The 22921-nt window shown below is 66.2% G+C and carries 17 protein-coding genes; 12 read left to right on the forward strand and 5 right to left on the reverse strand.

Going from position 1 to position 22921, the window contains the following annotated elements:
- Positions 1–88: 88 nt before the first annotated feature.
- Complete coding sequence (tauA, locus tag LFL96_RS09190) at positions 89–1153, reverse strand: taurine ABC transporter substrate-binding protein (RefSeq protein ID WP_281000375.1); 1065 nt, start codon at positions 1151–1153, stop codon at positions 89–91.
- A gap of 222 nt (positions 1154–1375) precedes the next feature.
- Between tauA and LFL96_RS09195 the strand changes: the two genes are divergently transcribed.
- Positions 1376–2905 carry a PLP-dependent aminotransferase family protein gene (locus LFL96_RS09195; RefSeq protein WP_281000378.1) on the forward strand — a complete coding sequence of 510 codons (1530 nt, stop codon included), beginning with the start codon at positions 1376–1378 and terminating at the stop codon, positions 2903–2905.
- A 51-nt stretch (positions 2906–2956) separates the two neighbouring features.
- Here LFL96_RS09195 and LFL96_RS09200 read toward each other — a convergent pair whose 3' ends face one another.
- Both LFL96_RS09200 and LFL96_RS09205 read right to left on the reverse strand, forming a co-directional pair.
- Positions 2957–3709 (reverse strand): IclR family transcriptional regulator, encoded by a 753-nt coding sequence (locus LFL96_RS09200; protein ID WP_281000379.1) that lies wholly within the window; start codon positions 3707–3709, stop codon positions 2957–2959.
- Positions 3710–3821: 112 nt separating this feature from the next.
- Positions 3822–4667, reverse strand: coding sequence for an IclR family transcriptional regulator (locus LFL96_RS09205; protein ID WP_281000381.1), 846 nt, complete (start codon positions 4665–4667; stop codon positions 3822–3824).
- A gap of 275 nt (positions 4668–4942) precedes the next feature.
- Here LFL96_RS09205 and LFL96_RS09210 point away from each other — a divergent pair, with 275 nt between their 5' ends.
- Together LFL96_RS09210 and LFL96_RS09215 are read left to right on the forward strand one after the other, a co-directional pair.
- Complete coding sequence (locus LFL96_RS09210; protein ID WP_281000383.1) at positions 4943–6604, forward strand: choline dehydrogenase; 1662 nt, start codon at positions 4943–4945, stop codon at positions 6602–6604.
- Positions 6605–6911: 307 nt separating this feature from the next.
- Positions 6912–8219, forward strand: coding sequence for an MFS transporter (locus LFL96_RS09215; protein WP_281000385.1), 1308 nt, complete (start codon positions 6912–6914; stop codon positions 8217–8219).
- Positions 8220–8283: 64 nt separating this feature from the next.
- Here LFL96_RS09215 and LFL96_RS09220 read toward each other — a convergent pair whose 3' ends face one another.
- Positions 8284–9048, reverse strand: coding sequence for an IclR family transcriptional regulator (locus LFL96_RS09220; RefSeq protein WP_281000387.1), 765 nt, complete (start codon positions 9046–9048; stop codon positions 8284–8286).
- Between the two features lie 204 nt (positions 9049–9252).
- On the opposite strand from LFL96_RS09220, the gene LFL96_RS09225 reads away from it, so the two are divergent.
- From LFL96_RS09225 to LFL96_RS09235, 3 genes are all read left to right on the forward strand, one after another.
- Positions 9253–10758, forward strand: coding sequence for an aldehyde dehydrogenase family protein (locus tag LFL96_RS09225; protein WP_281000389.1), 1506 nt, complete (start codon positions 9253–9255; stop codon positions 10756–10758).
- Positions 10755–12407: an AMP-binding protein gene (locus LFL96_RS09230; RefSeq protein WP_281000391.1), complete on the forward strand. Its 1653-nt coding sequence runs from the start codon at positions 10755–10757 to the stop codon at positions 12405–12407. Before LFL96_RS09225 ends, LFL96_RS09230 begins: the two co-directional genes overlap by 4 nt.
- 128 nt (positions 12408–12535) lie before the next feature.
- Complete coding sequence (locus LFL96_RS09235; protein WP_281000392.1) at positions 12536–13921, forward strand: MFS transporter; 1386 nt, start codon at positions 12536–12538, stop codon at positions 13919–13921.
- 87 nt (positions 13922–14008) lie between these two features.
- On the opposite strand, the gene LFL96_RS09240 is transcribed toward LFL96_RS09235, so the two are convergent.
- The gene (locus LFL96_RS09240) at positions 14009–14929 is read right to left on the reverse strand and encodes an NAD(P)-dependent oxidoreductase (RefSeq protein ID WP_281000394.1); all 921 of its coding nucleotides are present in this window, start codon (positions 14927–14929) and stop codon (positions 14009–14011) included.
- A gap of 486 nt (positions 14930–15415) precedes the next feature.
- On the opposite strand from LFL96_RS09240, the gene LFL96_RS09245 reads away from it, so the two are divergent.
- The 6 genes from LFL96_RS09245 (at position 15416) to LFL96_RS09270 (ending at position 22885) form a co-directional block, all read left to right on the forward strand.
- A complete protein-coding gene (locus LFL96_RS09245; protein WP_281000654.1) occupies positions 15416–16135 on the forward strand; it encodes an ABC transporter substrate-binding protein in 720 nt (239 codons plus the stop codon).
- Positions 16136–16972: 837 nt separating this feature from the next.
- Positions 16973–17884 (forward strand): GHMP kinase, encoded by a 912-nt coding sequence (locus tag LFL96_RS09250; RefSeq protein WP_281000396.1) that lies wholly within the window; start codon positions 16973–16975, stop codon positions 17882–17884.
- Positions 17885–17892: 8 nt separating this feature from the next.
- On the forward strand, positions 17893–18897 hold the full coding sequence (locus tag LFL96_RS09255) for a pyridoxal-phosphate dependent enzyme (protein ID WP_281000398.1): 1005 nt from the start codon (positions 17893–17895) through the stop codon (positions 18895–18897).
- Between the two features lie 3 nt (positions 18898–18900).
- Positions 18901–21474: a lyase family protein gene (locus LFL96_RS09260; protein ID WP_281000400.1), complete on the forward strand. Its 2574-nt coding sequence runs from the start codon at positions 18901–18903 to the stop codon at positions 21472–21474.
- On the forward strand, positions 21474–22292 hold the full coding sequence (locus LFL96_RS09265) for a formyl transferase (RefSeq protein ID WP_281000401.1): 819 nt from the start codon (positions 21474–21476) through the stop codon (positions 22290–22292). The genes LFL96_RS09260 and LFL96_RS09265 overlap by 1 nt, the downstream gene beginning before the upstream one ends.
- On the forward strand, positions 22289–22885 hold the full coding sequence (locus tag LFL96_RS09270) for a LysE family translocator (RefSeq protein WP_281000403.1): 597 nt from the start codon (positions 22289–22291) through the stop codon (positions 22883–22885). Before LFL96_RS09265 ends, LFL96_RS09270 begins: the two co-directional genes overlap by 4 nt.
- Positions 22886–22921: the final 36 nt, after the last annotated feature.

Genomic DNA, 22921 nt, shown 5'->3' on the forward strand with positions numbered 1-22921 from the left:
TTGCCTCCTGATTCCGATGCGTGCGGTACGCGGGGAAATGCGTGAATGGGGTCGATGCCGCGACTCGCGCCGCCGCGGGCAACCGCCATCATTTGAGCTTCGCGGCCGCCTCCGCATAAGCCGGCGTGACGAACTTCGAGTAATCGGGCAGCACCGTGCCGATCTGCTTCTGGCTCTTCAGGAATTCCGAGGTGTCCTTCAGCGCGAGCGCCGCGCGGCTCGACGCGCCGCCGCCGAGCCATTGCGCGGACGCCTGTTCCTGCAGGCTCGGGAACGCGTACAGCGACAACGAGTCGGGCACGTCGGCGGGCGTGCCGCCGATCATCTTCGCGATCGCCGCCGCCTGCGGCGAACCCGCGTTCCATTGCGACGGATTGCTGCGGTATTGCTGATCGGCATCGGCGATCGCCTTCACGAGCTTCGCCATGAAGTCCTTGTGCGCCTCGCCCCATTGGCGGTCCACCGCGATCCCGTCGAAGGTCGGCTTGCCGAGTTTCGACAGGTCGCCCGACGTGATCAGCACCTTGCCGCTTTTCTTCAGTTCGGCGAGCGCGGGGTTCCACACATAGGCCGCGTCGATGTCGCCGCGCTCCCATGCCGCGACGATCTGGTTCGGCTGCATGTTCAGGATCTTCACGCTGGACGGATCGATGCCCCAGTGCTGCAGCGCGAACATCGTGTGATAGTGGGTCGTCGACACGAACGGCACGCCGATCGTCTTGCCCTTCAGATCGGCGGGTTTCGTGATGCCGGCGCCGTTGCGCACCACCATCGCCTCGGCCTGGTTGATGTTGTCGAGAATCCAGAAGAGCTGCAGATCGAGCCCCTGGCTGACCGCCGCCGCGAGCGGGCTCGAACCGATCACGCCGACCTTGACGTCGCCGGACGCGAGCGCGGTGGCGACCTTCGCGCCCGATTCGAATTGCCGCCAGTTGATCTTGTAGCCGGTGGCCTTTTCGATCGACCCGTTGGCGATGCCGACCACCCATGGGTCGACGATCTGCTGGTACGCGATGGTGATTTCCTTGTCGCTGTCCTGGGCATGGCTGGGCGTGGCCGCCAGGCTTGTCGCGAGCACGCACATCAAGGACAGCGCGGCACGTGCCGCGCGCTGGAACCAGGGCCTGGAGGTCGAGTTTTTATGGCGTTTCATAATAGGTCTCTGAGCAGGTTGAGAAGGCGGGTAGCGGGTACGGCCGGTGCTTGTCCCAATCGCGTTCGATGGGGTGAGTCGAGTATCGTCAGTAAAAAATGGTGCGAGTTAGTGCCAGACGGCGGCGATCGTTGAGTCCACATTCGCCGTTGGCTGGCCCACGAGCAGTCCACGAATCACGATCCATCACCGGTCCACGACCGGTTCACCCGAGGAGGAAGCATGTCCAGCCGTACCGCGACGGCCCTGTGGACGCAGCGTTTTCAGCGTCCGGGCGACTCGACCATGAGCCTGCAAGGGCAGATCCGCCGCATGCTGGTGGCCGCGATTCTCGACGGCCAGCTGGCGCCGCGGACCGCGCTGCCGTCGAGCCGCGAACTGGCCGATCAATTGAGCGTCGCGCGCAATACGGTGGTGCTGGCCTATCAGCAGCTGGTGGAAGAGGGCTATCTGATCTCGCGCGAACGCAGCGGCCACTTCGTCAATCCGGCGATGCTGGAAGGGCGGCACGGCTTCGCGGCGGGCCAGAGCGCCGCGCCGCAGGAAGATGCCGCCACGCACGCGCGCCCCGACTGGGCGCAGCGCGTGCAGCGGCCGCCGTCGGCGCAGCGCAACATCGTCAAGCCGGGTAACTGGCAGAACTACGATTACCCGTTTATCTACGGACAATTCGATCAGACGCTGTTCCCCACCAACGACTGGCGCGAGTGCTGCATGAAGGCGCTCTCCGTGATGGAGATCCGCAACTGGGCGCCGGACCTGATCGGCCGCGACGACGACACGCTGATCGAGCAGATCCGCACCCGCGTGCTGCCGCGCCGTGGCGTATTCGCGATGCCGGAGGAGATCGTGATCACGATCGGGTGTCAGCAGGCGCTGTATCTGATTGCGGATCTGCTGGTGCGCGAGCGCACCACGGTGGGTTTCGAGAATCCCGGCTATCCGGACGCGCGCAACATCTTCGAGAACCGCAACGCGCGGCTCGTGCCCCTGCCGGTGGATGCGGGCGGCGTGCGTCCGGTCGAGGATGCGGCGCGCCTCGCGCAATGCGACTACGTGTACGTGACGCCGAGCCACCAGTGTCCGACCACGGCCACCATGCCGATCGAGCGCCGTCACGCGTTGCTGGAACTCGCGCAGCAGCACGATTTCGTGCTGATCGAAGACGACTACGAGAGCGAGAACAATTTTTCGGGCGCGCCGCATCCGGCGTTGAAGAGCCTGGATAGCGCCGATCGCGTGATCTATATCGGCAGCCTGTCGAAGACGTTCGCGCCGGGTCTGCGGCTCGGCTATATCGTCGGACCACGCGAACTGGTGCGTGAATTGCGCGCGTTGCGGCGGCTGATGGTGCGGCACCCGGCCGCATATATCCAGCGTGCGTTCGCGACTTTTCTATCGCTGGGTCATCACGATGCGCTGCTGCGCCGGCTGGCGTTTGCATACCGCGAGCGCGCGCTGGCGCTGATGGCCGCGCTCGATGCCTATCTGCCCGAAGCCCGCTATCTGCCGGTGACAGGCGGGGCGTCGTGCTGGGTGGAACTGCCGGCATGGCTCGACACGGAACGTCTCGCCGCCGATGCCGAAGCGCACGGCATCCTGATCGAACTCGGGGAGGTGTTCTTCATGGACGGCACGGAGCGCAAGCCCTGCTTCCGGATGGGGTTCTCGGCGATCAGGCTCGAGCGGATCGACGAGGGCGTGAGGCTGCTGGCGGGGCTGGTGCGCCGGCAGCAGCCGGCCGGGAGTTGAGGGCGCAACGCGCGATGTCGTGGCGGCCGCGAGGCGCTGGCGGCCGCTCCCTCAGAACGTCTTCGCGAGTTCTCGTGCCGCTTCCTGAAGACGCGGCACGAAGTCGAGCGCCCGCGACAGCGGCGCACGCGACACCGGCGCATGTACCGCGATCGCCGCGATACAGGTGCCGTTTTCATCGACCACCGGCGCCGCCACGCACACGATGCCCGCGAGGAACTCTTCGTTGTCGATCGCGATGCGCTTGTGCGCGGTGCGATCGAGTTCCGCTTCGAGCAACTCGGGATCGGTGATGGTGTTCTGCGTGAAGCGTTCGAGCTTCAACGCGCGCACCAGCGCCGCACGCTGGTCGCGCGGCAGCATCGAGAGCAATAGCTTGCCGCTCGCACTGCAATAGGCCGGCACGCGTGAGCCGGGCTTGAGGTCGAGGCGCAGCGGCCACGGCGCTTCCATCCGGTCCAGATACAGCACCTCGGTTTCGTGCAGCATCGTCAGATTGCAGGTCTCGCCGAGGTCCGCCACCAGCCGCGCGAGGATCGCGTGGCGCAGCCGCCGCGGGCCCGAATGCATGACCACGCCCAACGCGAGTTGCGCGAGGCGCGGCCCGATCACATAGCCGTTCTTCTGGCCCGGCTCCCGGATCACGAGGCCGCCCGCTTCGAGCGAGGCCAGCATGCGATGCAGCGAGGCCTTGGGCAGCGCGACGTCCTGCGCGATATCGGCGAGCGACACCGGGCCGTCGGTGTTCACGAGGTGTTCGAGCAATGCGAACGCGCGCAGCGTCGGAGTATCCGCCTTGGTCATGCCTGCCGTTCCGGAAAATGGGTCGGCGTCATTGTACAGCGCGGGTTTCGGGCTCTTATCGGGGTCCTGGCCGGTGCCATGACGCGAGCCGTTGGACCGCGCGGCGGAACGTTCAGCGCCCATGATGCGCGGCCTCCGTCGTCGTCGGCATCATCGAAACGGACAGCAGCGGCGTGAGTTGCTGCGCCGCTTCCTTCAGGCGCGGCACGGTCTTCAGCAGATCGCCGAGACTCGCGCGCGCGGTGGGCGCATGAATCGCCAGCGCGGCCAGCACATGCGTGCCGCTCGTGTCGCGCACCGGCACGGCGACCGCCACCATCCCCCGCACCAGTTCCTCGTTGTCGATGCCGACGCCGCGCACCGACAGCCGGTCCAGTTCGGCCTCCAGCAGATTCATCTCGGTCAGCGTGCTCTGCGTCTTGCGTTCGAGCGTGAGCCGCGCCAGCACCTGACGGCGTTCGACCGCCGGCATCTGCGACAGGAACAGCTTGCCGCTCGCGGTGCAGTGCAGCGGCACGCGCGTGCCGGGCTGCAGATGCAGACGCAGCGGCTCGGTGGTTTCCACGCGCTCCAGATACAGCACCGTGTCGCGATCGAGCGCGGTCAGGTTGCAGGTCTCGCCGAGCGCGTCCACCAGCGAGCGCAGCAGCGACCGGCATGCACGGCCGAAGGTGTTGTTGGCGAGCGTGGTCAGCGCGAGTTGCGCCGCCTTCGGCCCCAGGGCGATGCCGCGATCGGCGCCGCGCGAATCCGGCAGATGCGTGACATAGCCCTGCGCCTCGAGCGATTCGATCAGACGCATCAGCGTGGCCTTGGGAATGTGCAGGCGCAGCGAGAGTTGCGACAGCGAAGAGGGTTGGCCGGCGGCGGCCAGTTGTTCGAGAACCGCGAGCGCGCGCAGCGAGCGTGAATCGTCGGCGAGCGTTTCATTGCGTGGGGACGGGCGCGGTGCCTGCATACGCTTCCTTGCTGTCGATCGATGAGATGCCGGCATCCGCGTACGTTGCGCGGGCAGGGTGACGGGGTGAAACCAGCGTGAAACGCGTAAAGCGCGTGAAGCGCGAGCGAAACTGAAACGGGACAACGTGTTTCTGTTTCACATGCGCCGATCTTAGCGGGAATTGCTTGAACAAGAAACCGGCTGAACATAAATTTCAACGAAACGTACCGGTTTTTAAAGACGTTCGATAAGAGCAGCGCCATTGCTGCATTGCATAAGATGGAGACAAGGACATGGCAGACCGATTTGACTTCGTGATCGTCGGTGCGGGTTCGGCGGGTTGCGTGCTCGCCAACCGGCTCTCCGAAGGCGGCCGCTATTCGGTCTGTCTGCTCGAAGCGGGTCCGGCGGACCGCTACATGTGGATTCACATTCCGATCGGCTACGGCAAGACGATGTTTCACCCGGTCTACAACTGGGGCTTCCATACCGATCCCGATCCGAACATGCACAACCGCCGTCTTTACTGGCCGCGCGGCCGCACGCTCGGCGGCAGCAGCTCGATCAACGGACTGATCTACGTGCGCGGCCAGCGCGACGACTACGACCACTGGGCGAAACTCGGCAATCGCGGCTGGAGCTGGAACGACTGCCTGCCGTATTTCCGCCGGCTCGAACACAACGAACTGGGCGCGGGCCCGACGCGCGGCGTCGATGGACCGTTGTGGGCATCCACCATCAAGCAGCGGCACGAACTCGTCGATGCGTTTATCGCGGCGTCCAATTCGTTAGGCGTGGCAACCATCGACGACTTCAATACCGGCGACCAGGAAGGCGTCGGCTACTACCAGTTGACCACCCGGCGCGGCTTTCGCTGTTCGACGGCGGTCGCTTATCTGAAGCCCGCGCGGCAGCGTAAAAACCTGCATGTCGAAACGGACGCGATGGCCGAAAAGATTCTCTTCGACGGTACCCGCGCCCGCGGCGTGCAATACCGCCAGCACGGCGAACTGCGTGAAGTGCGGGCCGAGCGCGAAGTGATCCTGACGGCCGGCGCATTGCAGTCGCCGCAACTGCTGCAATTGTCGGGCGTGGGCCCGGCCGCGCTGCTGCGCGAGTACGGCATTCCGGTGGTGGCCCATCGCCCGGGTGTCGGCGAAAACCTGCAGGACCATCTGCAGATCCGTCTGATCTATGAAGTCGGCAAGCCGATCACGACCAACGATCAACTGCGTTCCTGGACCGGCCGCGCGAAGATGGGTCTGCAATGGGCGTTGCTGCGCAGCGGCCCGCTCGCGGTCGGCATCAACCAGGGCGGCATGTTCTGCCGCGCGTTGCCCGGCGAATCCGCGACACCGGATATCCAGTTCCATTTCTCGACGCTGTCGGCGGATTCCGCGGGCGGCGACGTGCACGCGTTTCCCGGCTGCACGTATTCGATCTGCCAGTTACGGCCCGAATCGCGCGGCACGGTGCGTATCCGCAGCGCCGAGGCGCGCGAGGCGCCGTCGATCCAGCCGAATTATCTCGACACCGATCTCGACCGGCGCACGACCGTCGCCGGCGTGCGCTTCGCGCGCCGCGTCGCGGCCGCCGCACCGATGGCCGCGCTGATGAAGCGCGAGGTGCGTCCCGGCGCCGACGCGCAGACCGACGACGAATTGCTGGAGTTCTGCCGCGAATACGGACAGACAATTTTCCATCCGTCTGGTACAGCGAAGATGGGGCCGGCGAGCGATCCGCTCGCGGTGGTCGACGAGCGTTTGCGCGTGTACGGCACGCAGGGTTTGCGCGTGGTCGACTGTTCGATCATGCCGACGCTGGTGTCGGGCAACACGAACGTGCCGATCGTGATGGTGGCGGAGCGGGCGTCGGATCTGATTCTCGACGATGCGCGCGACGCCGATCGAGGCGTGGCGGCCGCACCGGTCGCGCCGGCGAAGGTGGCGGCTTAGCAACGAGTGCACCAACAACGCAACACGCAGTCAGGCAAACGCAGGAGAGAGCATCGCAAAACAGCGGCGGCCGCGATCCGCCGCACCAAACGCAGTTGCGCGTCCGCCATGTCACGTCACGGCCTATCGCGGCGAACGCGCGCTGCCAACCATCGCCCCGGAGGAGACAACTGGGGTTTTCGCCGGGCCGCCGGTGCGCACGATTCATGACTCATGACTCGCGACTCTCGACTCGCGTCACGTCGAAGGTCGAAGGTCGAAGATCGTGCGCACCGGCGAACCGGCGGTCCATTGAGGAGCTGCGGCTATGGCAATCGATCCCCGCGCTATCCGGCGCGTTGCATTCGCCAGCGTGATCGGCGCAACCGTCGAATGGTATGACTTTTTCCTGTACGGCGTGGTGGCCGGCATCGTCTTCAACAAGCTCTATTTCCCCGCCGACGATCCGCTGGTGTCGACGCTGCTCGCCTATTCGACCTTCGCGGTCGGCTTCGTGACGCGACCGCTCGGCGGAGTGCTGTTCGGTCACTTCGGCGACAAGATCGGCCGCAAGTCGGCGCTGATCCTGACGCTGATCATCATGGGCATTTCGACCGCGGGCGTCGCGTTCGTGCCGACCTACGCGCAGATCGGCATCGCCGCGCCGATCCTGCTGCTGTCGCTGCGCGTGCTGCAAGGCATCGGCCTCGGCGGCGAATGGGGCGGTGCGGTGCTGATGGCCTACGAATACGCGCCGCCGGAAAAGCGCGGCCTGTATGCGAGCCTGCCGCAGATCGGCCTGTCGATCGGGCTGTGCCTCGCCTCGGGCATGGTCGCGAGTCTGTCGCGCCTGCTGCCCGAGACGGCGTTTCTGTCGTGGGGCTGGCGGATCGCGTTCGGCGCGTCGCTGGGGCTCGTGCTGATCGGTTTGTACATCCGCTCCAAGGTGATGGAGACGCCGGAGTTTCTCGCGCTCAAACGCAACCGCCGCGAAGCGAAGATTCCGTTCGTCGACATGATCACGCGCTATCGCAGCGCGGTGGTGCTCGGCATGGGCGCACGCTATATCGACGGCGTGTTCTTCAATATCTTCGCGGTGTTCCTGATCGGCTACCTGACGCAGCGCGTGTCGATGAGCCGCACCGACGCATTGCTCGGCGTGATGATCGCGGCCGGCGTGATGTGCTTTTTCATTCCGCTGTTCGGCAGTCTGTCGGACAGGATCGGCCGGGCCCGCGTGTACTTCTGGGGCTCGCTGATCTGCGGCATCTCGGTGTTCCCCGCGTTCTGGCTGATGGAAATGCAGCCGGTCCACACGCTGGTGGTCTGGAGCGCCGTGGTGATCCCGTTCGGCATTTTCTACGCGATGGTGTACGGCCCGGAGGCCGCGCTGTTCGCCGAGCTGTTCGACGCGGAGGTCCGCTATACGGGCATCTCGTTCGTGTATCAGTTCTCGGGCATCTTCGCGAGCGGGCTCACGCCGATCGTCGCGACGATCCTGATCCGCTTCAACGGCGGCAGTCCGTGGACGGTGTGCGGGTATGTGCTGTTTTCAGCGCTGGTGTCGGCGTTGTCGGTGCGGGCGATCGAACGCAGGCGGGCGGGGGCGTTCGATTCGGTGGTGCACGCGCGCTGAACGGCGTGCGGTGAGGCGTGCGGTGAGGCGTTCAGTCAGGCGTTCAGTCAGGCGTGCAGCGCGTTCAGGCGCGAAACGTTTTCGCGGTCTCTTCCGCTGCGTGCCGCAGATCCGGCACGAAGGCGAGCAGATCGTCGAGCGCGACGCGGCCCACCGGCGCCTGCACCGCGATCGCCGCGCAGGCGCGGTTGCGGTCCAGCATTACCGGCACCGCGATCGCGATCAGCCCTTGCAGATGCTCCTGATTGTTGATCGCGAGCAGGCGCCGCCGCGTGGTGATCAGTTCCTTGCGCAACGCGTCGCGGTCGGTGATGGTGCGTTCGGAATAGCCACGCAACGGCAGCGTTTCGATCATCCGCTCGCGCCGTTCCTTCGGCAGAAAACTCAGCAGCAGCTTGCCGCTCGCCGAGCAATGCAGCGGCACGTGCGAGCCCGGCTGCAGATGCATGCGTAACGGCCATTCGGTTTCCACGCGATCGACGTACACCACGTCGTTGCCGGACAGCATGGTCAGGTTGCAGGTCTCGCCGATCTTCGCCACCAGCTGTTCGAGCAGCACGTGACGCGCGGCGGCCGGTCCCGCGTGCATCAGCACGTTGACGGCCAGCATCCGCACGCGCGGCGAGCATTCGTACAGACGGTCGCCCGCGCCGCGGGTGACGAGCCATGCGTCCATCAATTGCACGAGGATGCGGTGCACGGTCTGCTTGGGCAGGCCGAGCGCGTTGACGAGTTCCGTCATCGACAGCGGGCCGCCCGCTTCGGCCAGCGTTTCCAGCACGCGAAACGCGCGTACGGCCGCCGCATTCGACTGGTTCGACGTCGACATCCCGCCTCCTTGCCCGCGTGATCAGAGCCTTGATTTTGCATCGATTCGTGCGCTTTTCGGGACTGTGGAAAGTACCGAAATCCGCACTTTCCGATGCTGCGCGACGAACTGCAACGCCTGGCGCGAAAAACGGGACTTCGCTTCGTTCGGCGGTGGCTAGATTGATAGCACTGCAATCCTGAACGATGCCCGGAGCACACCGATATGAATGTTAGAGCGATAGGGGCCGAGACCACCGCGTCGGCGGCGACGACCACACCAGTCGAGAAGCCGGAAGGAAGCCCGCACGCGCGCACGACCGGTCGCGCGGACGACGACGCGGAGCAGACCGTCGCCGCGCTGGTCGCCAAGGCGCGCGCGGCACAACAGGCGTTCGAACAGGCCGGCCAGAATGCGCTCGACACGGCCGCCGCCGCCGCCGCCTGGGCGATCATGGAGCCGCGGCGCAACCGGCAACTGGCCGAGCGCTCGGTGCGCGACACCGGCCTCGGCAACGTCGACGACAAGTTCCGCAAGAACTACCGCAAAACGCTCGGCCTATTGCGCGACCTGCACGGCCAGCAAACCACCGGCGTGATCGCGCGCGACGAGGCGAACGGCATCGTCGAGATTGCCCGCGCGGTCGGCGTGGTGGCCGCCATCACGCCGTCGACCAATCCGGCCGCGACGCCCGCCAACAAGATCGTCAACGCGCTCAAATGCGGCAACGCGGTGATCGTCGCGCCGTCGCCGAAGGGGTATTCGTCGTGCGCATTGCTGATTGGATTCATCCACGAACAGTTCGCTAAAGCCGGGCTGAACCCCGATCTCGTGCAGATGCTGCCCGCGCCGATCGGCAAGGCCGCGACCGCCGCGCTGATGCGGCAAAGCGATCTGGTGGTCGCCACCGGCTCGCAGGCCAACGTGCGGATGGCCTACGCGAGCGGCACGCCGGCATTCGGCGTGGGGGCGGGCAACGTGGCGTCGATCGTCGCCGCGTCCGCCGATCTGCATGATGCGGCGCAAAAGATCCTGCGCTCGAAGACTTTCGACAACGCGACCAGCTGTTCGTCGGAAAACAGCGTCGTGATCGAGGACGCGGTTTATCGACCGATGCTGGCCGAACTCGCGGCCTGCGGCGGTGTGCTGCTGAACGACGCGCAGAAGGCGGCGTTGCAGGCGGCGATGTGGGTGGACGGCAAGCTATCCGCGCAATGCACGGCGAAGTCCGCCGAGACGATCGCGCGCGTGGCCGGACTCGACGAGATCGCCGCGCAACATCCGGCGTTCCTGATGGTGGAGGAGAGCGGCGCGGGCGACGACTATCCGTTTTCCGGCGAGAAGCTCGCGCCGGTGCTGACCGTCTATCGCGCGGCGGATTTCGCGGCGGCCGCCGGGATGGTGCGCCGCATTTACGCTTACATGGGCGCGGGCCATTCCGTCGGCCTGCATTCGACCGATCCCGCGCAGGCGCTCGAACTCGGACTGAGCCTGCCGGTTGCGCGGGTGATCGTGAATCAGGCGCATTGCCTCGCGACCGGCGGCAACTTCGACAACGGCCTGCCGTTTTCGCTGTCGATGGGTTGCGGCACGTGGGGACGCAACAATTTCTCCGGCAACCTCGGCTTCCGCCATTACCTGAACACGACGCGCATCGCGTATCCGATCGAGGAGCGCGTGCCGGACCCGGACGACCTGCTCGGCGATTTCTTCGCGAGGTACGGACGATGAGCGCGCCGACGACCACCGCCACGCCGCTGTTTCAGGCCCCGCCGGTACCGCCGGCGCACTCGGCCCCGCCGGCGACGCTGCGCGCGCTGATCGACGCGCGCGCCGCGCAGTATCCCGACAAGCCGTTCCTGCTCGCCGCGAGCGACGGCGCCGGCATCGATTCAACTGGACGCCCCCCGGCGGCGCTCACCTTCGGCGTGTTGCGCGACGATTGCCGCGAACTGGAGGCACGTTTCAGGCAAGCCGGTTTGAAGCCCGGCGACGTGGTGTCGGTGTTCATGGGCAACGGCATCCAGACCGCGCGGCTGCTGCTCGCCGCGATGTACAGCGGGCTCGTTGCGAATCCGCTGAACCTGCTGTGTCAGCCGACCCAGGTGCGCTATATCGTCGACCACTCGGACACGCGGATGATCTTCGCCGCGCGCGACACGTGCGGCACGATCGCGGCGGCGCTCGACGAACTGCGCGCAGGCGGGTGGACGCGCGAGATCGCGGTGATCGAGACCGAGGCGGATGAGCAGGCGCTGCCGTCACTCCCGTCGTTGCCGTCGTTGACGGCGCCCGCGACGGCGTCCGTGTGCGCCGGTCATGAGCCCGCCGACACTGACGTCGCGCTGCTGATGTACACCTCCGGCACCACCGGCACGCCCAAGGGCGTGCTGCTCACGCACCGCAACCTGGTCGCGAACGCCCGCAACATCAGCGCGGAACACCGCCTCGGCGCGGACGACCGGGTACTCGCATCGCTGCCGCTGTACCACATCAACGGGCTGGTCGTGACGCTGCTCGCGCCGCTCTTTCACGGCGGCTCGGCGGTGCTGACGCCGCGCTTCTCCGCGCGCACCTTCTGGCGCGACGTCGCCACGCACGCGTGCACATGGATCAACGTGGTGCCGACCATCGTCGCGTATCTGCTCGAAGCCGACGATGCCTGTCCGTACGACCTGTCCGCGCTGAAGTTCTGCCGCAGCGCGTCGGCGGCGCTGCCGGTCGATCATCACCGCGCGTTCGAGGCGCGCTTCGGCGTCGGCGTGATCGAAACGATGGGGATGACCGAAACCGCCGCGCCGGTGTTCAGCAATCCGTACGAGGTCGACCGGCGGCGGGTGGGCAGCATCGGCCTGCCGTCCGGCGGCGACGCGCGCGTGATCGATAGGGACGGACGCGACTGCGCGGCCGGCGAATGCGGCGAACTGATCCTGCGCGGCGAGCAGGTGATGGGCGGCTACTACAAGCGTCCCGAGGAAACCGCCGCGGCCTTCACCGCCGACGGCTGGCTGCGGACCGGCGATCTCGGCTATCGCGACGCGGACGGCTACTTCTACATCAACGGCCGCGCGAAGGAATTGATCATCAAGGGCGGCGAAAACATCGCGCCGCGCGAGATCGACGAAGCGCTGCTGCGTCATCCCGGCGTGCTGGATGCGGCGGCGGTCGGCGTGCCGGATGCGGCGTACGGGCAGGAGATCGTCGCATTCGTCGTGCCGCGCGTTGGCGAGGGCCGCGCCGCGCCCGATCCGGCCGAGCTGCGCGAACACTGCCTGCGCGAACTGGGCCGCTACAAGACGCCGAAGGAGTTCCGCTTCATCGACGAACTGCCGCGCGGGCCGTCGGGGAAAGTGCAGCGGCTGAAGCTCGTGCCGACCTGACGACGACCTGACGACGACATGACGACAGCAGACGAAGCAGCGAACACGTAACACAGCGGCACCCGGACACACCAGAGGGCACCAGGCGGCGCACAGCGCCGAACCCTATAAAAGATTCAGGAGACAGCATGGAAGCGCGCATCCGGCGTATCAAGACACGCCACATCATCCTGGCGGTCATGTGTTTGATGTATTTCATCTCCTACATCGACCGCGTGAACATCGCGGTGGCGGGACCGCTGATCCGTCACGAGATGGGGCTCACGACGGTGCAGCTCGGCCTCGTGTTCTCGGCATTCGCGTATCCGTACGCGGCGATGCAGATCATCGGCGGCTGGCTGGCCGACAAATACGGGCCGAAACTGGTGCTGACCGTGCTGTCGCTGATCTGGGGCGTGGCCACGCTCGCCACCGGTTTCGCGGGCAGCGTGACGATGCTGGTGCTGATGCGCTTCGCGCTCGGCATCGGCGAGGGCGGGGCGTTTCCGACCGCGACGCGCGCGTTCACCTACTGGATGCCGGTTGCCGAACGCGGTTTCGCGCAGGGCATCACGCACAGCTTCGCGCGCCTGGGCGGTGCGGTCACGCCGCCGCTGGTGCTAGCGGTGGTGGCCACCGGCGGCTGGCGCGACGCGTTCATCCTGCTCGGCATCGCGAGCCTCGCGTGGACCGTGCTGTACCTGTTCGTGTTCACCAATTCGCCGGAACAGAACCGCCGCATCACGCCCGAGGAGACCAGCGAGATCGGCTATCGCGCCGGCGACTGCGATCGCGCGAAACACGCGGCGACGCCGTGGCGCAAGCTGATCCGCCGGATGTGGCTCGTGACCTTCGTCGACTTCTGCTACGGCTGGCTGCTGTGGGTGTATCTGACGTGGCTGCCGTCGTATCTGCGCGAATCGCGCGGCTTCGATCTGAAGCAGCTCGCGCTGTTCACCGCGTTGCCGCTGCTGGCGGGCGTGGTCGGCGATACGCTGGGCGGGGTGGTGTCGGACAAACTGTTCAAGCTCACCGGACGGCTGCGTTTCGCGCGTTGCGCGGTGCTGGTGGTGGGCATGGGCGGGTCGCTGGCGTTTCTCGTGCCGATGGTGTCCGCGACCGATCCGCTCGCGGCGGTGTGGTTCCTGTCGGCGTCGTTCTTTTTCCTGGAGATCACCAATCCGGTGTTGTGGACCTTGCCGCTCGACATCGCCGGCAAATATGCGGGGACGGCCGGCGGCATGATGAACACCGGCTTCGGCGTCGCGGGGATGGTGTCGCCGGTGGTGTTCGGCTATCTGATCGAGAAGACCGGCAGCTACAACGTGCCGTTCACGATTTCGGCGGGCCTGCTCGCGGTTGGCGTGCTGGCCTCGCTCTTTATCGACACCAGCAAGACCGTCGAAGCCGACGAGGAACGCGAACGCGCGAGCGGCGTGCCGCTGGACGGGCTGCCGTCGTTCCTGCAGGCGGGCGGCGCGACGGTGCGGCTGGAGCGGCATCATCTGCGGCGGCCGCTGCGGTGGTGGAAGTAACGGCGGAGTAACGGCGGAGCAACGGCGACGAGTGTTGCCGCCGTGCGTTCAGCGGGGTTCGCGTGGTTTCGGATGGTTTCGGATGGTTCAGGCTTTCGGCGTCTTCAACGCCCGCAGACGCCAGATGAGACTCGATGTGTCGAGGCGATGTCCGCCGAGCCCCTGCACATCGCCGTAAAACTGATCGACGAGCGCGGTGACCGGCAGCGCCGCGCCGTTGCGTTTCGCTTCGTCGAGACAGATGCCGAGATCCTTGCGCATCCAGTCCACCGCGAAGCCGTAATCGAACTTGCCGTCGATCATCGTCTTGCCGCGGTTCTCCATTTGCCAGCTCGCCGCCGCGCCCTTGCCGATCACCTGCAGCACCCGCTCCATGTCGAGGCCCGCGAGTTCGCCGAAATGGATCGCCTCCGATAGCCCCTGCACCAGTCCCGCGACCGCGATCTGGTTGACCATCTTCGCGAGCTGCCCGGCGCCCGCCGGGCCGATCAGCGTGACGGCCGCCGCGTAATGCGCGAGCAGCGCGTTCACGCGCCCGAACACGTCGGCTTGGCCGCCGCACATGATGGTCAGCTTGCCGTTCTGCGCACCGGCCTGACCGCCGGACACGGGCGCGTCGATGAAATGCAGCCCCTGGCGTTCGGCCACCTGCGCGAGTTCGCGCGCGACGTTCGCCGACGCGGTGGTGTGATCGACGAACACCGCGCCTGCCGCCATCCCCGCAAACGCGCCGTGCTCGCCGAGCGCGATGCCGCGCAAATCGTCGTCATTGCCGACGCAGGCGAGGACCAGCTCGGCGCCGTTTGCCGCATCGCGCGGCGTGCGTGCGGCGCGGCCGCCGTGCCCGGCGACCCATTGGTCCGCTTTCGCCGTGGTGCGGTTGTAGACGGTCACGTCGAGGCCGGCTTTCGCGAGATGACCGGCCATCGGATAGCCCATCACGCCGAGGCCGAGGAAGGCGACGCGCTGGATCGCGGGAGGGGAGGATGGCGCGGCGGATGAGCTCATGGGGGTACTCCTTGTTCGGTTGGCGGATCAGGGGATGAGACGGTGAAGCGGTGAAGCGGTGAAGCGGAACGGGGCGAACATTATGGCAAGGATCGTCGCTGGCCGCGTGGCTGAGGGTGCCTGAAGGTACCTGAAGGTGCCGTCCGGGTCGTGCGGGCGGCGCTGCGATACCTGGCATAGCGGCGGCATAATGTCGGACGGGTTGATCGCAGGTTTCTCATCCGGTCACCACTCAGCCCACCATTCAGACGAAGGCGGCCGAACATGATCGGGCAATCACTCCGTGCGTTGCGTCGCAGCGCATTCGGCGCGCGAGGCGCGATGTTCGCGTCGGGCATCGGTGCGACGGTGGCTGTCGCACTCGTCGCCACGACGATCCTCGCCGCGGCCGGCGCGCCGTCCGCATACGCGCAGACCACAAGCGCCGGCGCGGCCACTGCCAACCGCGCGCTGTCGACACCGCCGGCCACTTCACAGAGGACTTCGATGGCAACTGTCTTTGCACCCACTGGCACGCTGCGCGCGTCGATCAATCTCGGCAATCCCGTGCTGGCCAGTCTCGACCCGGTGACGGGTCAACCGGTCGGCGTATCGGTCGATCTTGCGACCGAATTCGCGAAGCGCCTTGGCGTGCCGTTGCAGCTGGTGGCGGTGAAGTCGGCGGGGTTATCGGTCGACAACGTGAGCCAGAACAAGGCCGACATCGGTTTCTTCGCGGTCGATCCGAAACGCGGTGAGGAGATCGCGTTTACCGCGCCGTATGTGCTGATCGAAGGTTTCTATCTGGTGCGGGACGCGTCGCCGATCACCAGCAATGCGGAGGTCGATCGGCCGGGCGTGACGGTGGCGGTGGGCGAGGGCAGTGCGTACGATTTGTTTCTGACGCGGGAGTTGCATCATGCGACGCTGGTGCGCACGCCGACTTCGCCGGCGGTCGTGCAGGGTTTTCTGGATCAGCATCTGGATGTGGCTGCGGGTGTGAAGCAGCAATTGGAAAAGGATGCTGCGCGTGCTGGTGGTTTGCGGTTGCTTGATCGGCGATTTATGGTGATCAGACAGGCTATGGGTGTGCCGAAGGCGCGGGGGGCGGACGCGGCGGCGTATCTGGCTGGTTTTGTCGAGGAGATGAAGGCGTCGGGGTTCGTGAAGGGGGCGCTGGTGCGGCATCATGTCGAGGGGGCTGCTGTGGCGGGGGAAGGTGATTAGGGTTTTGGTTTTTTCTGATTTTTTCTGTTTTTTTCTGATTTTTTTGGCCTTTCCTTGCATTGTTAGTGGTCTATTAGCGTTGCCCCTGTGCGGGGCGGCACTTACTCTCTTTGCCGCGGCAAAGAGAGTAAGCAGAGAAAGCCGCTTCAACCCGCCAGCTCATAAGCGGGGCCGCCGCACAGCCACGGTAGTGGCCCATCTGGAATCCGTGCCCTCGCACTTTCCACGTTCGTGACAAGGCAGTCATGCTTCCGGCGGCGCTGCGCGCGCCCCCGGGTCCATCACACGCCGCCCTCCGATATTCGGGCGGCGGTGCTTTTCGCCCCCGTCTTTTTTTCAGCGCCTCGCCGAGGCGCAGCCGATGGCCCCCACCGCAAAGGAAGAACCCCTGGTTTGGGATGGCCGGGCTGGCGAGCGCGCAGCGCGAGACGGGATGGATGAGTGCTTTGTCACGAGCGGGGAGTGTGCGAGGTCACGGATTCCAGATGCACCACTGCCATGTGCGGACCACGGTGCCCACTTATGGGCTGGCGGTGTGAAGCGGCTTTCTCTGCTTACTCTCTTTGCCGCGGCAAAGAGAGTAAGTGCCGCCCCGCACAGGGGCAACGCTAATAGACCACTAACAATGCAAGGAAAGGCCAAAACAAAACCAGAAAAACAAGAAAAACCAGAAAAACGAGAAAACCTAAACCCCACCGTGCAATCCGCCCCCCACACCCACCAAAACAGCAATTTCCACATAGCACTGCGCAATCCCCCCTAAGAAATGCCCCACCAACCATCGCTATGCTCCTGGCTCGGCTTTATCAAATCGTCGCGTTTTTTACGAGGAGATATATGGTTGTTCTATTCGAGCACGATGAACTGGACGCAGCACCGCGTCTTCAGAACACCGCGCCGCCCGCATCGACAGGCCAGTGCCATGGAACCTTCGGCGAGCTGATGCAAGGTGTCCTGCCGGACGACCGGCACATTCTCGTCACGTTGCCAGTCAACCTGAAAAGCGTGATCGAGTTCAGCGCCGCGCACGGCGAGCGCGTCGCCGCCACCGTCAGCCGCAAAACCAAAGCGTGCCGCGCCGTCGAAGACTATCTACGCATCGCCGATCTGCCGCCCGGCGGCTTGCTTAATTTCCGTTCGACCTTCCCGGTCGGCAAAGGCCTCGCCAGTTCGTCCGCCGACATGGTCGCGGCGATCCGCGCGGCCGCCCGCTACCACGGCCATACGCCCGCGCCGGAAACCATCGAGTCCGTGCTGCGCCACATCGAACCCACCGACGGCGTGATGTACGACGGCGTGGTCTCGTTCTTCCACCGCGAAGTGAAGCTCGACGAACAGCTCGGCGCCACGCCCGCGCTCGCGATCGTGTCGGCCGACCGCGGCGGCGAATGCGACACCGTCGAATTCAACCGCCGCAAGCGCGACATGCCCGACGCGGTGCGCCACGAATACCGCGACATGCTGGCCGGCATGAAGGAAGCCTTGCGCGCAACCGATCTGCGCACCCTCGGCGCGATCGCCACGCGCAGTTGCGACCTGTCGCAGGCGTTCAATCCGCATCCGCATATCGGCCTGATGCGCGAACTGCGCGCCGAGACCGACGCGCTCGGCCTCGTGGCGACGCATTCCGGCACCTGCATCGGCCTGCTGTACGACGCCGCCGACCACGAACGCGTCGCGAAGACCGCGCACGTGCAGGCCGCCCTGCACGCGCAACGAATCGAATCGAGTCAATACACGACGGTATAGGAATCCCGATGCTCAGATATGAATCCTCGCTCGACGCCATGCGCGACGCGACGCTGTTTCCGCTTGGCGGCGCGCTGCACATGCTGTCGTTCAAGGCGATGAAGATCGTGCCCGCGAACTACATCATCAAGAAGGCGATCACGCGCGGCGATCTCAAGCCGGGTGGCACGGTGGTCGAGACCTCGAGCGGCAATTTCGCGCTCGGCATGGCGATCGTCTGCAACCGGTTGAAGCATCCGTTCGTCGCGATCGGCGATCCCGCGATCGAGCCGGCGTACAAACGGCAACTCGAAATGCTGGGCGGCCGGGTCGAGATCATCACCGACAAGAAGGGCAGCCAGGGCTATCAGAAAGCGCGTCTCGACCGTCTGCACGAAATTCTCTCGGACGAACCGGGCTCGTTCTGGTGCCGCCAGTACGACAACGAAGACAACGCCAACGCCTATGCGGAAATCAGCCGCGAATTGCGCGCGGCAGTGGGCGAGCGGCTGGTGCTGGTCGCGCCGGTCGGCTCGGGCGGATCGAGCTGCGGGATCGCCGGCGCGCTGCGCGCGGCGGGCGTGGCGTGCACGCTGGTCGGCGTGGATACCTTCAACAGCATCCTGTTCGGCCAGCCGGACGGCCCGCGCAAGCTGCGCGGCCTCGGCAACACGGTGATGCCGAAGAACCTCCGGCAGACGCTGTTCGACGACGTCCACTGGGTCAGCTCGGATTTCGCCGAGCACTTCACGCGCCGGCTGTATGCGGCGAACGGCCATTTCCGCGGACCCACCACCGGCGCGGCCTTCGCGGTCGCGCGTTTCGCCGCCGAACGTTACGCGGAGTCGCCCGTGGTGTTCCTGAGCCCGGACGACGGCTCGCGCTACGCCGACACGACCTTCGCCGCCGATCCGCCGAACGCCGCCTACGACAGTCTCGCGCCACAACGGATCACGCAGCCCACCGGCTATGCGCCCGGCAGCGACTGGGCGTGGATGAACTGGCAACGCGCCGATATCCAACAATTCCGTTAATCCATGTCGATCGTCTACGTCGAATCCAATACCACGGGGTTCGGACACCGGCTGCTGGAGGTGTCCTGCCTGTACGACAGCGTCTATTTTCTGGTGCGCGACCCGGCGCGCTACGCGTTCATCGAGCGCCTGCCGGCCGCGGTGACGGTAGTCGAATGCGATACGCAGTCGCTCGATGCGCTGCGCCGCGCGTGCGCGGCGATCCCGGCGATCCGCTACATCGTGTCCACCAGCGACGCGTTCATCGACATCGCCGCGCGTCTGTCCGACGAACTCGATCTGCCGACCAATCCGGCTTCGGCAATCGCGTTGTGCCGCGACAAGCTGCGCCTGCAGGACGTGCTGCGCGACAGCGGCGTCGCGTATCCGCTCACCACGACGGTGCGCTCGGCCGAGGCCGTCGCGCGGCTCGCGTTCCCGGTGATCGTCAAGCCGCGCCAGGGCACGGGCAGCATCGGCGTGCGCCTGATCGAGAATGCGCAGGCGTTTCCACGCGACTTCGACGGCGATCTGATCTGCCAGCGCTTCATCCCCGGCACCGAGTTCTCGGTCGAATCGTTTAGCGACGCCGATGGCCACCAGGTGCTCGGCATCACGCGCAAGTTCGTCACCAAGCCGCCGCACTTCCTCGAACTCGCGCACGTGTTCCCGGCCGACCTCGACGCCGCCGTGCACGCGCGGATCGTCGACACGGTGCGCCGCGCGCTCGACGCGGTCGGCTACAGCTTCGGCCCCGCGCACACCGAGGTGAAGGTGCACGACGGCGCGGTATCGATCATCGAAATCAACGCGCGGCTAGCGGGCGGCATGATTCCGACGCTGCTGGAGCGCTCGTACGGCTGGTCGATGGCCGATCTGTACGTGCGCAGCTATCTGGCCGGGCGCAGCCAGTTCGTCGTGCCGACGCCGGCGCTCTACAGCTCGGTCGCGTTCGTGGTGCCGGAAGTCGGCCGCCGCTATCTCGGCGTGGATTTCCCGCGCGATTGCGTCGAGTCGGGTCTGTTTCGCAGCGACGGCGTGAACGCGGGCAAGTTCGACTTCTCCGACCGCGCCGGCTACGTGATCGCGGTGGGCCGCAGCGCGGCGTCCGCGTTGCGCCAGAGCCTGTCGTTGCGGATGCGCTCGACGGTGCTGTACGACGACCGCCGCGAGCCGCCGCCCGACGCGGCGATGCTGCACGACATCGTGTATCGCAAATCCGCGCCGGCCTTCGGCGCGCTCACCGATACGCTGCTGACCATCGAAAAAGCCCATCTGACGATGCTGCGCCGGCAAGGCGTGCTGAGCGCCGCGCAATTCGACGCGCTGAAGGAAGCCGTGCTCGCGCTGGAAGCCGAGCCGGCGCTGCTGCGCGAACACGTGTCGGGCCGCGGCGACTATTTCGACTACGAGCACTACGTGATCGAGCGCTGCGGACGCGACACCGGCGGGATGATCCAGGCGGCCCGCTCGCGCAACGACATCAACAGCACGCATCTGCTGCTGACCATGCGCGAGGCGTTGTCCCGCGTCACCGCGCGCGGCGTCGAACTCGCCGAGGTGTTCGCGCGCCGCGCCGACGAAACCGCCGACGTGCTGCTGCCCATCTACAGCCAGTACCAGACGGCGATGCCGGGCAGCGCCGGCCACTATCTGGCCGCGCAAGGGCAGATCGTGCTCGACACGCTCGACGCGCTCGCGGCGCTGCACGACGGCCTGACCGTGTCGCCGCTCGGCGCCTGCGCGGGCGCGGGCACGACCTTCGTCACCGACACGCACGAAACCGCCGGTCTGCTCGGTTTCGCGAGCGGCCCGACCAACTCGCTGCGCGCGATCAGCGACAAGAATCCCGCGCTGCGTTGCGTGTATCTGCTGACCGAACTGAGCGGCACGCTGAACCGCATCGCCAGCGACCTGCAACTGTGGACCATGCGCGAACTCGCGCTGGTCGCGCTGCCCGATGCGATGTACGGCGGCTCGTCGAACATGCCGCAAAAGCGCAACCCGTACCTGCTCGAATGGCTGCGCCTGGGCCACGAGCGCAACGCCGCGCGGCTGGCGGCGACGCTGTCGTCGCTGTCGCATCTGCCCACCGGCAACTCGTATCAGGCGAGCCGCACGGCGCTCGAAGCGGTGGTCGAGTCGACCGTGCAACTGGTCGACATGCTGAACGTGACGATCCATGCGATCGACGGCGCGCGTTTCGATGCCGGCGCGGCCTGCTGCGCGCTGGAGGCGGGCAACGGTTGCGCGACGCTCGCGGCGGAGCTGCTGGTGCAGCGGCACGCGGCCTCGTTCCGCGACGCGCACGCGCTGGTCGGCCGCGCATTGACGCCGCCCTCGACGTCGACGGAAGAACGCACCGCCGCCGATAACAGCGCGCGCGCCTTGCTCGCCCGCATCAACGACGAACTCGCCGACGGCCGGGTGTTCGACCGCCTGAGCGGCGGCGCCGGGCCGGCGACGGAGAACACCCGCGCGGCGGCGAAGGTGCTCGCGGCGCAGACGCGCGACGCGCGGCGCCGCCATCTGGCGCGCGAGGTTCGCGCCGCCGCGCTCGCACGCGATCTCGACCGACGTTTCCGGAGAACCCATTGATGGCCGACATCACCCTGCTTTGCGCGGACGGCCCGCACCATCTGTATCTGGCCGCCGAAATCCTGAAGGCCTTCGGCAAGGTTCGGGTCATCGTCGAACCCGGTCATGCGCAGGCGTCGCGTCTGCGGCGTAACGGGCACTATCGCGCGTACGGCTGGACGCTGTACCACGCATGGCGGCGCCGGCTGTTCGGCTACGACCGGTATCGCAGCTGGTATTTCTCTCGCACCGAGGCGCCCGCCAGTTGGGACGCGCTGCGCGCGGACCCGCGGGTGCGCTACGTCGAAACGCCGTGGATCAACGACGAACGCGTGCTCGACGCGCTGCGCGAGAACCCGTCCGACGCGTATCTGGTGATGGGCACCAAGAAGATCGGCCCGGCCGTGCTCGCGTTGATTCCGCCGGATCGCATCCTGAATATTCACGGCGGTCATCTGCCGCATTACAAAGGCAATCACTGCTTTTTCTTCGCGCTGCATCACGGCGACCTCGACAAGCTGAGCACGACGGTTCATCGTGTGGCGTCCGGTCTCGACACCGGGGCGATCGTTTCGCATCACACGGTGCGCTTCCAGCCCGGCGACACCTCCGAAACGCTGTATTCGCGCGCCGAAAAACGCGCGATCGACAACCTGGTCGCGCGTCTCAAACGCGATCCGGACATCGCGCGCTGGGACAGCGAACCGCAGGCGCACACCGGCGCCACCTACCGGATGCGCGACCGCGGCCCGCTGGTCGAGATCGCCCATCGCGTGGCGCTGTGGCGGCGCAAGCGCGCCGCGGCGGCCCCGGGCCGGGAAGGGAAGCAGGCGCAATGAACAGCATCCTGATCACGCAACTGCTGCAGGTCGCGTTGTTTTCGATTCCGCTGGTCATTTCGCCGGGGCCGAACAACCTGATGATGACCAGCAACTGCGCGCAGTTCGGTTTCCGTCGCACGCTGCCTTCGCTGGTCGGCATTTCGCTCGGCGTGTTCGTGCTGTTCATGCTGGTGGCGCTGGGGCTCGGCGGCGTGCTGGCGCGCTATCCGCAACTGCATGTCGCGCTGAAGGTCGTGGGTTCCGCGTACATCCTGTATCTGTCGTATCTGCTCTTCACGTCGGATGCGGCGGGCGGGCAGAAGCAGTCCACCGAGCGGCCGATCACCTTCACCCAGGCCGCCTTGCTCCAGGTGCTGAATCCGAAGATCTGGCTGCTCGCCGCGACCGCCAGCTCGACGTTTCTGCCGATGACCGGCAACGTGCACACCGACGCGGTGCTGCTGTCGCTCACGCTCGGCGCGATCTTCTTTCCGTGCAACTCGATCTGGGCGCTGTTCGGGCTCGTGATGCGCGGCGTGATGCGCGGCCGGGCGTTCTACCGGACCATGGGGCTGATGACGGCCTCGTCGGTGTTTTTCGTGCTGTTTTGAGCGGCTGCCCGATGGTTGCGGATGGGCATGGGGAAG

Origin of the sequence: Paraburkholderia sp. D15 (assembly GCF_029910215.1) — a bacterium.
Classification (GTDB): Bacteria; Pseudomonadota; Gammaproteobacteria; order Burkholderiales; family Burkholderiaceae; genus Paraburkholderia.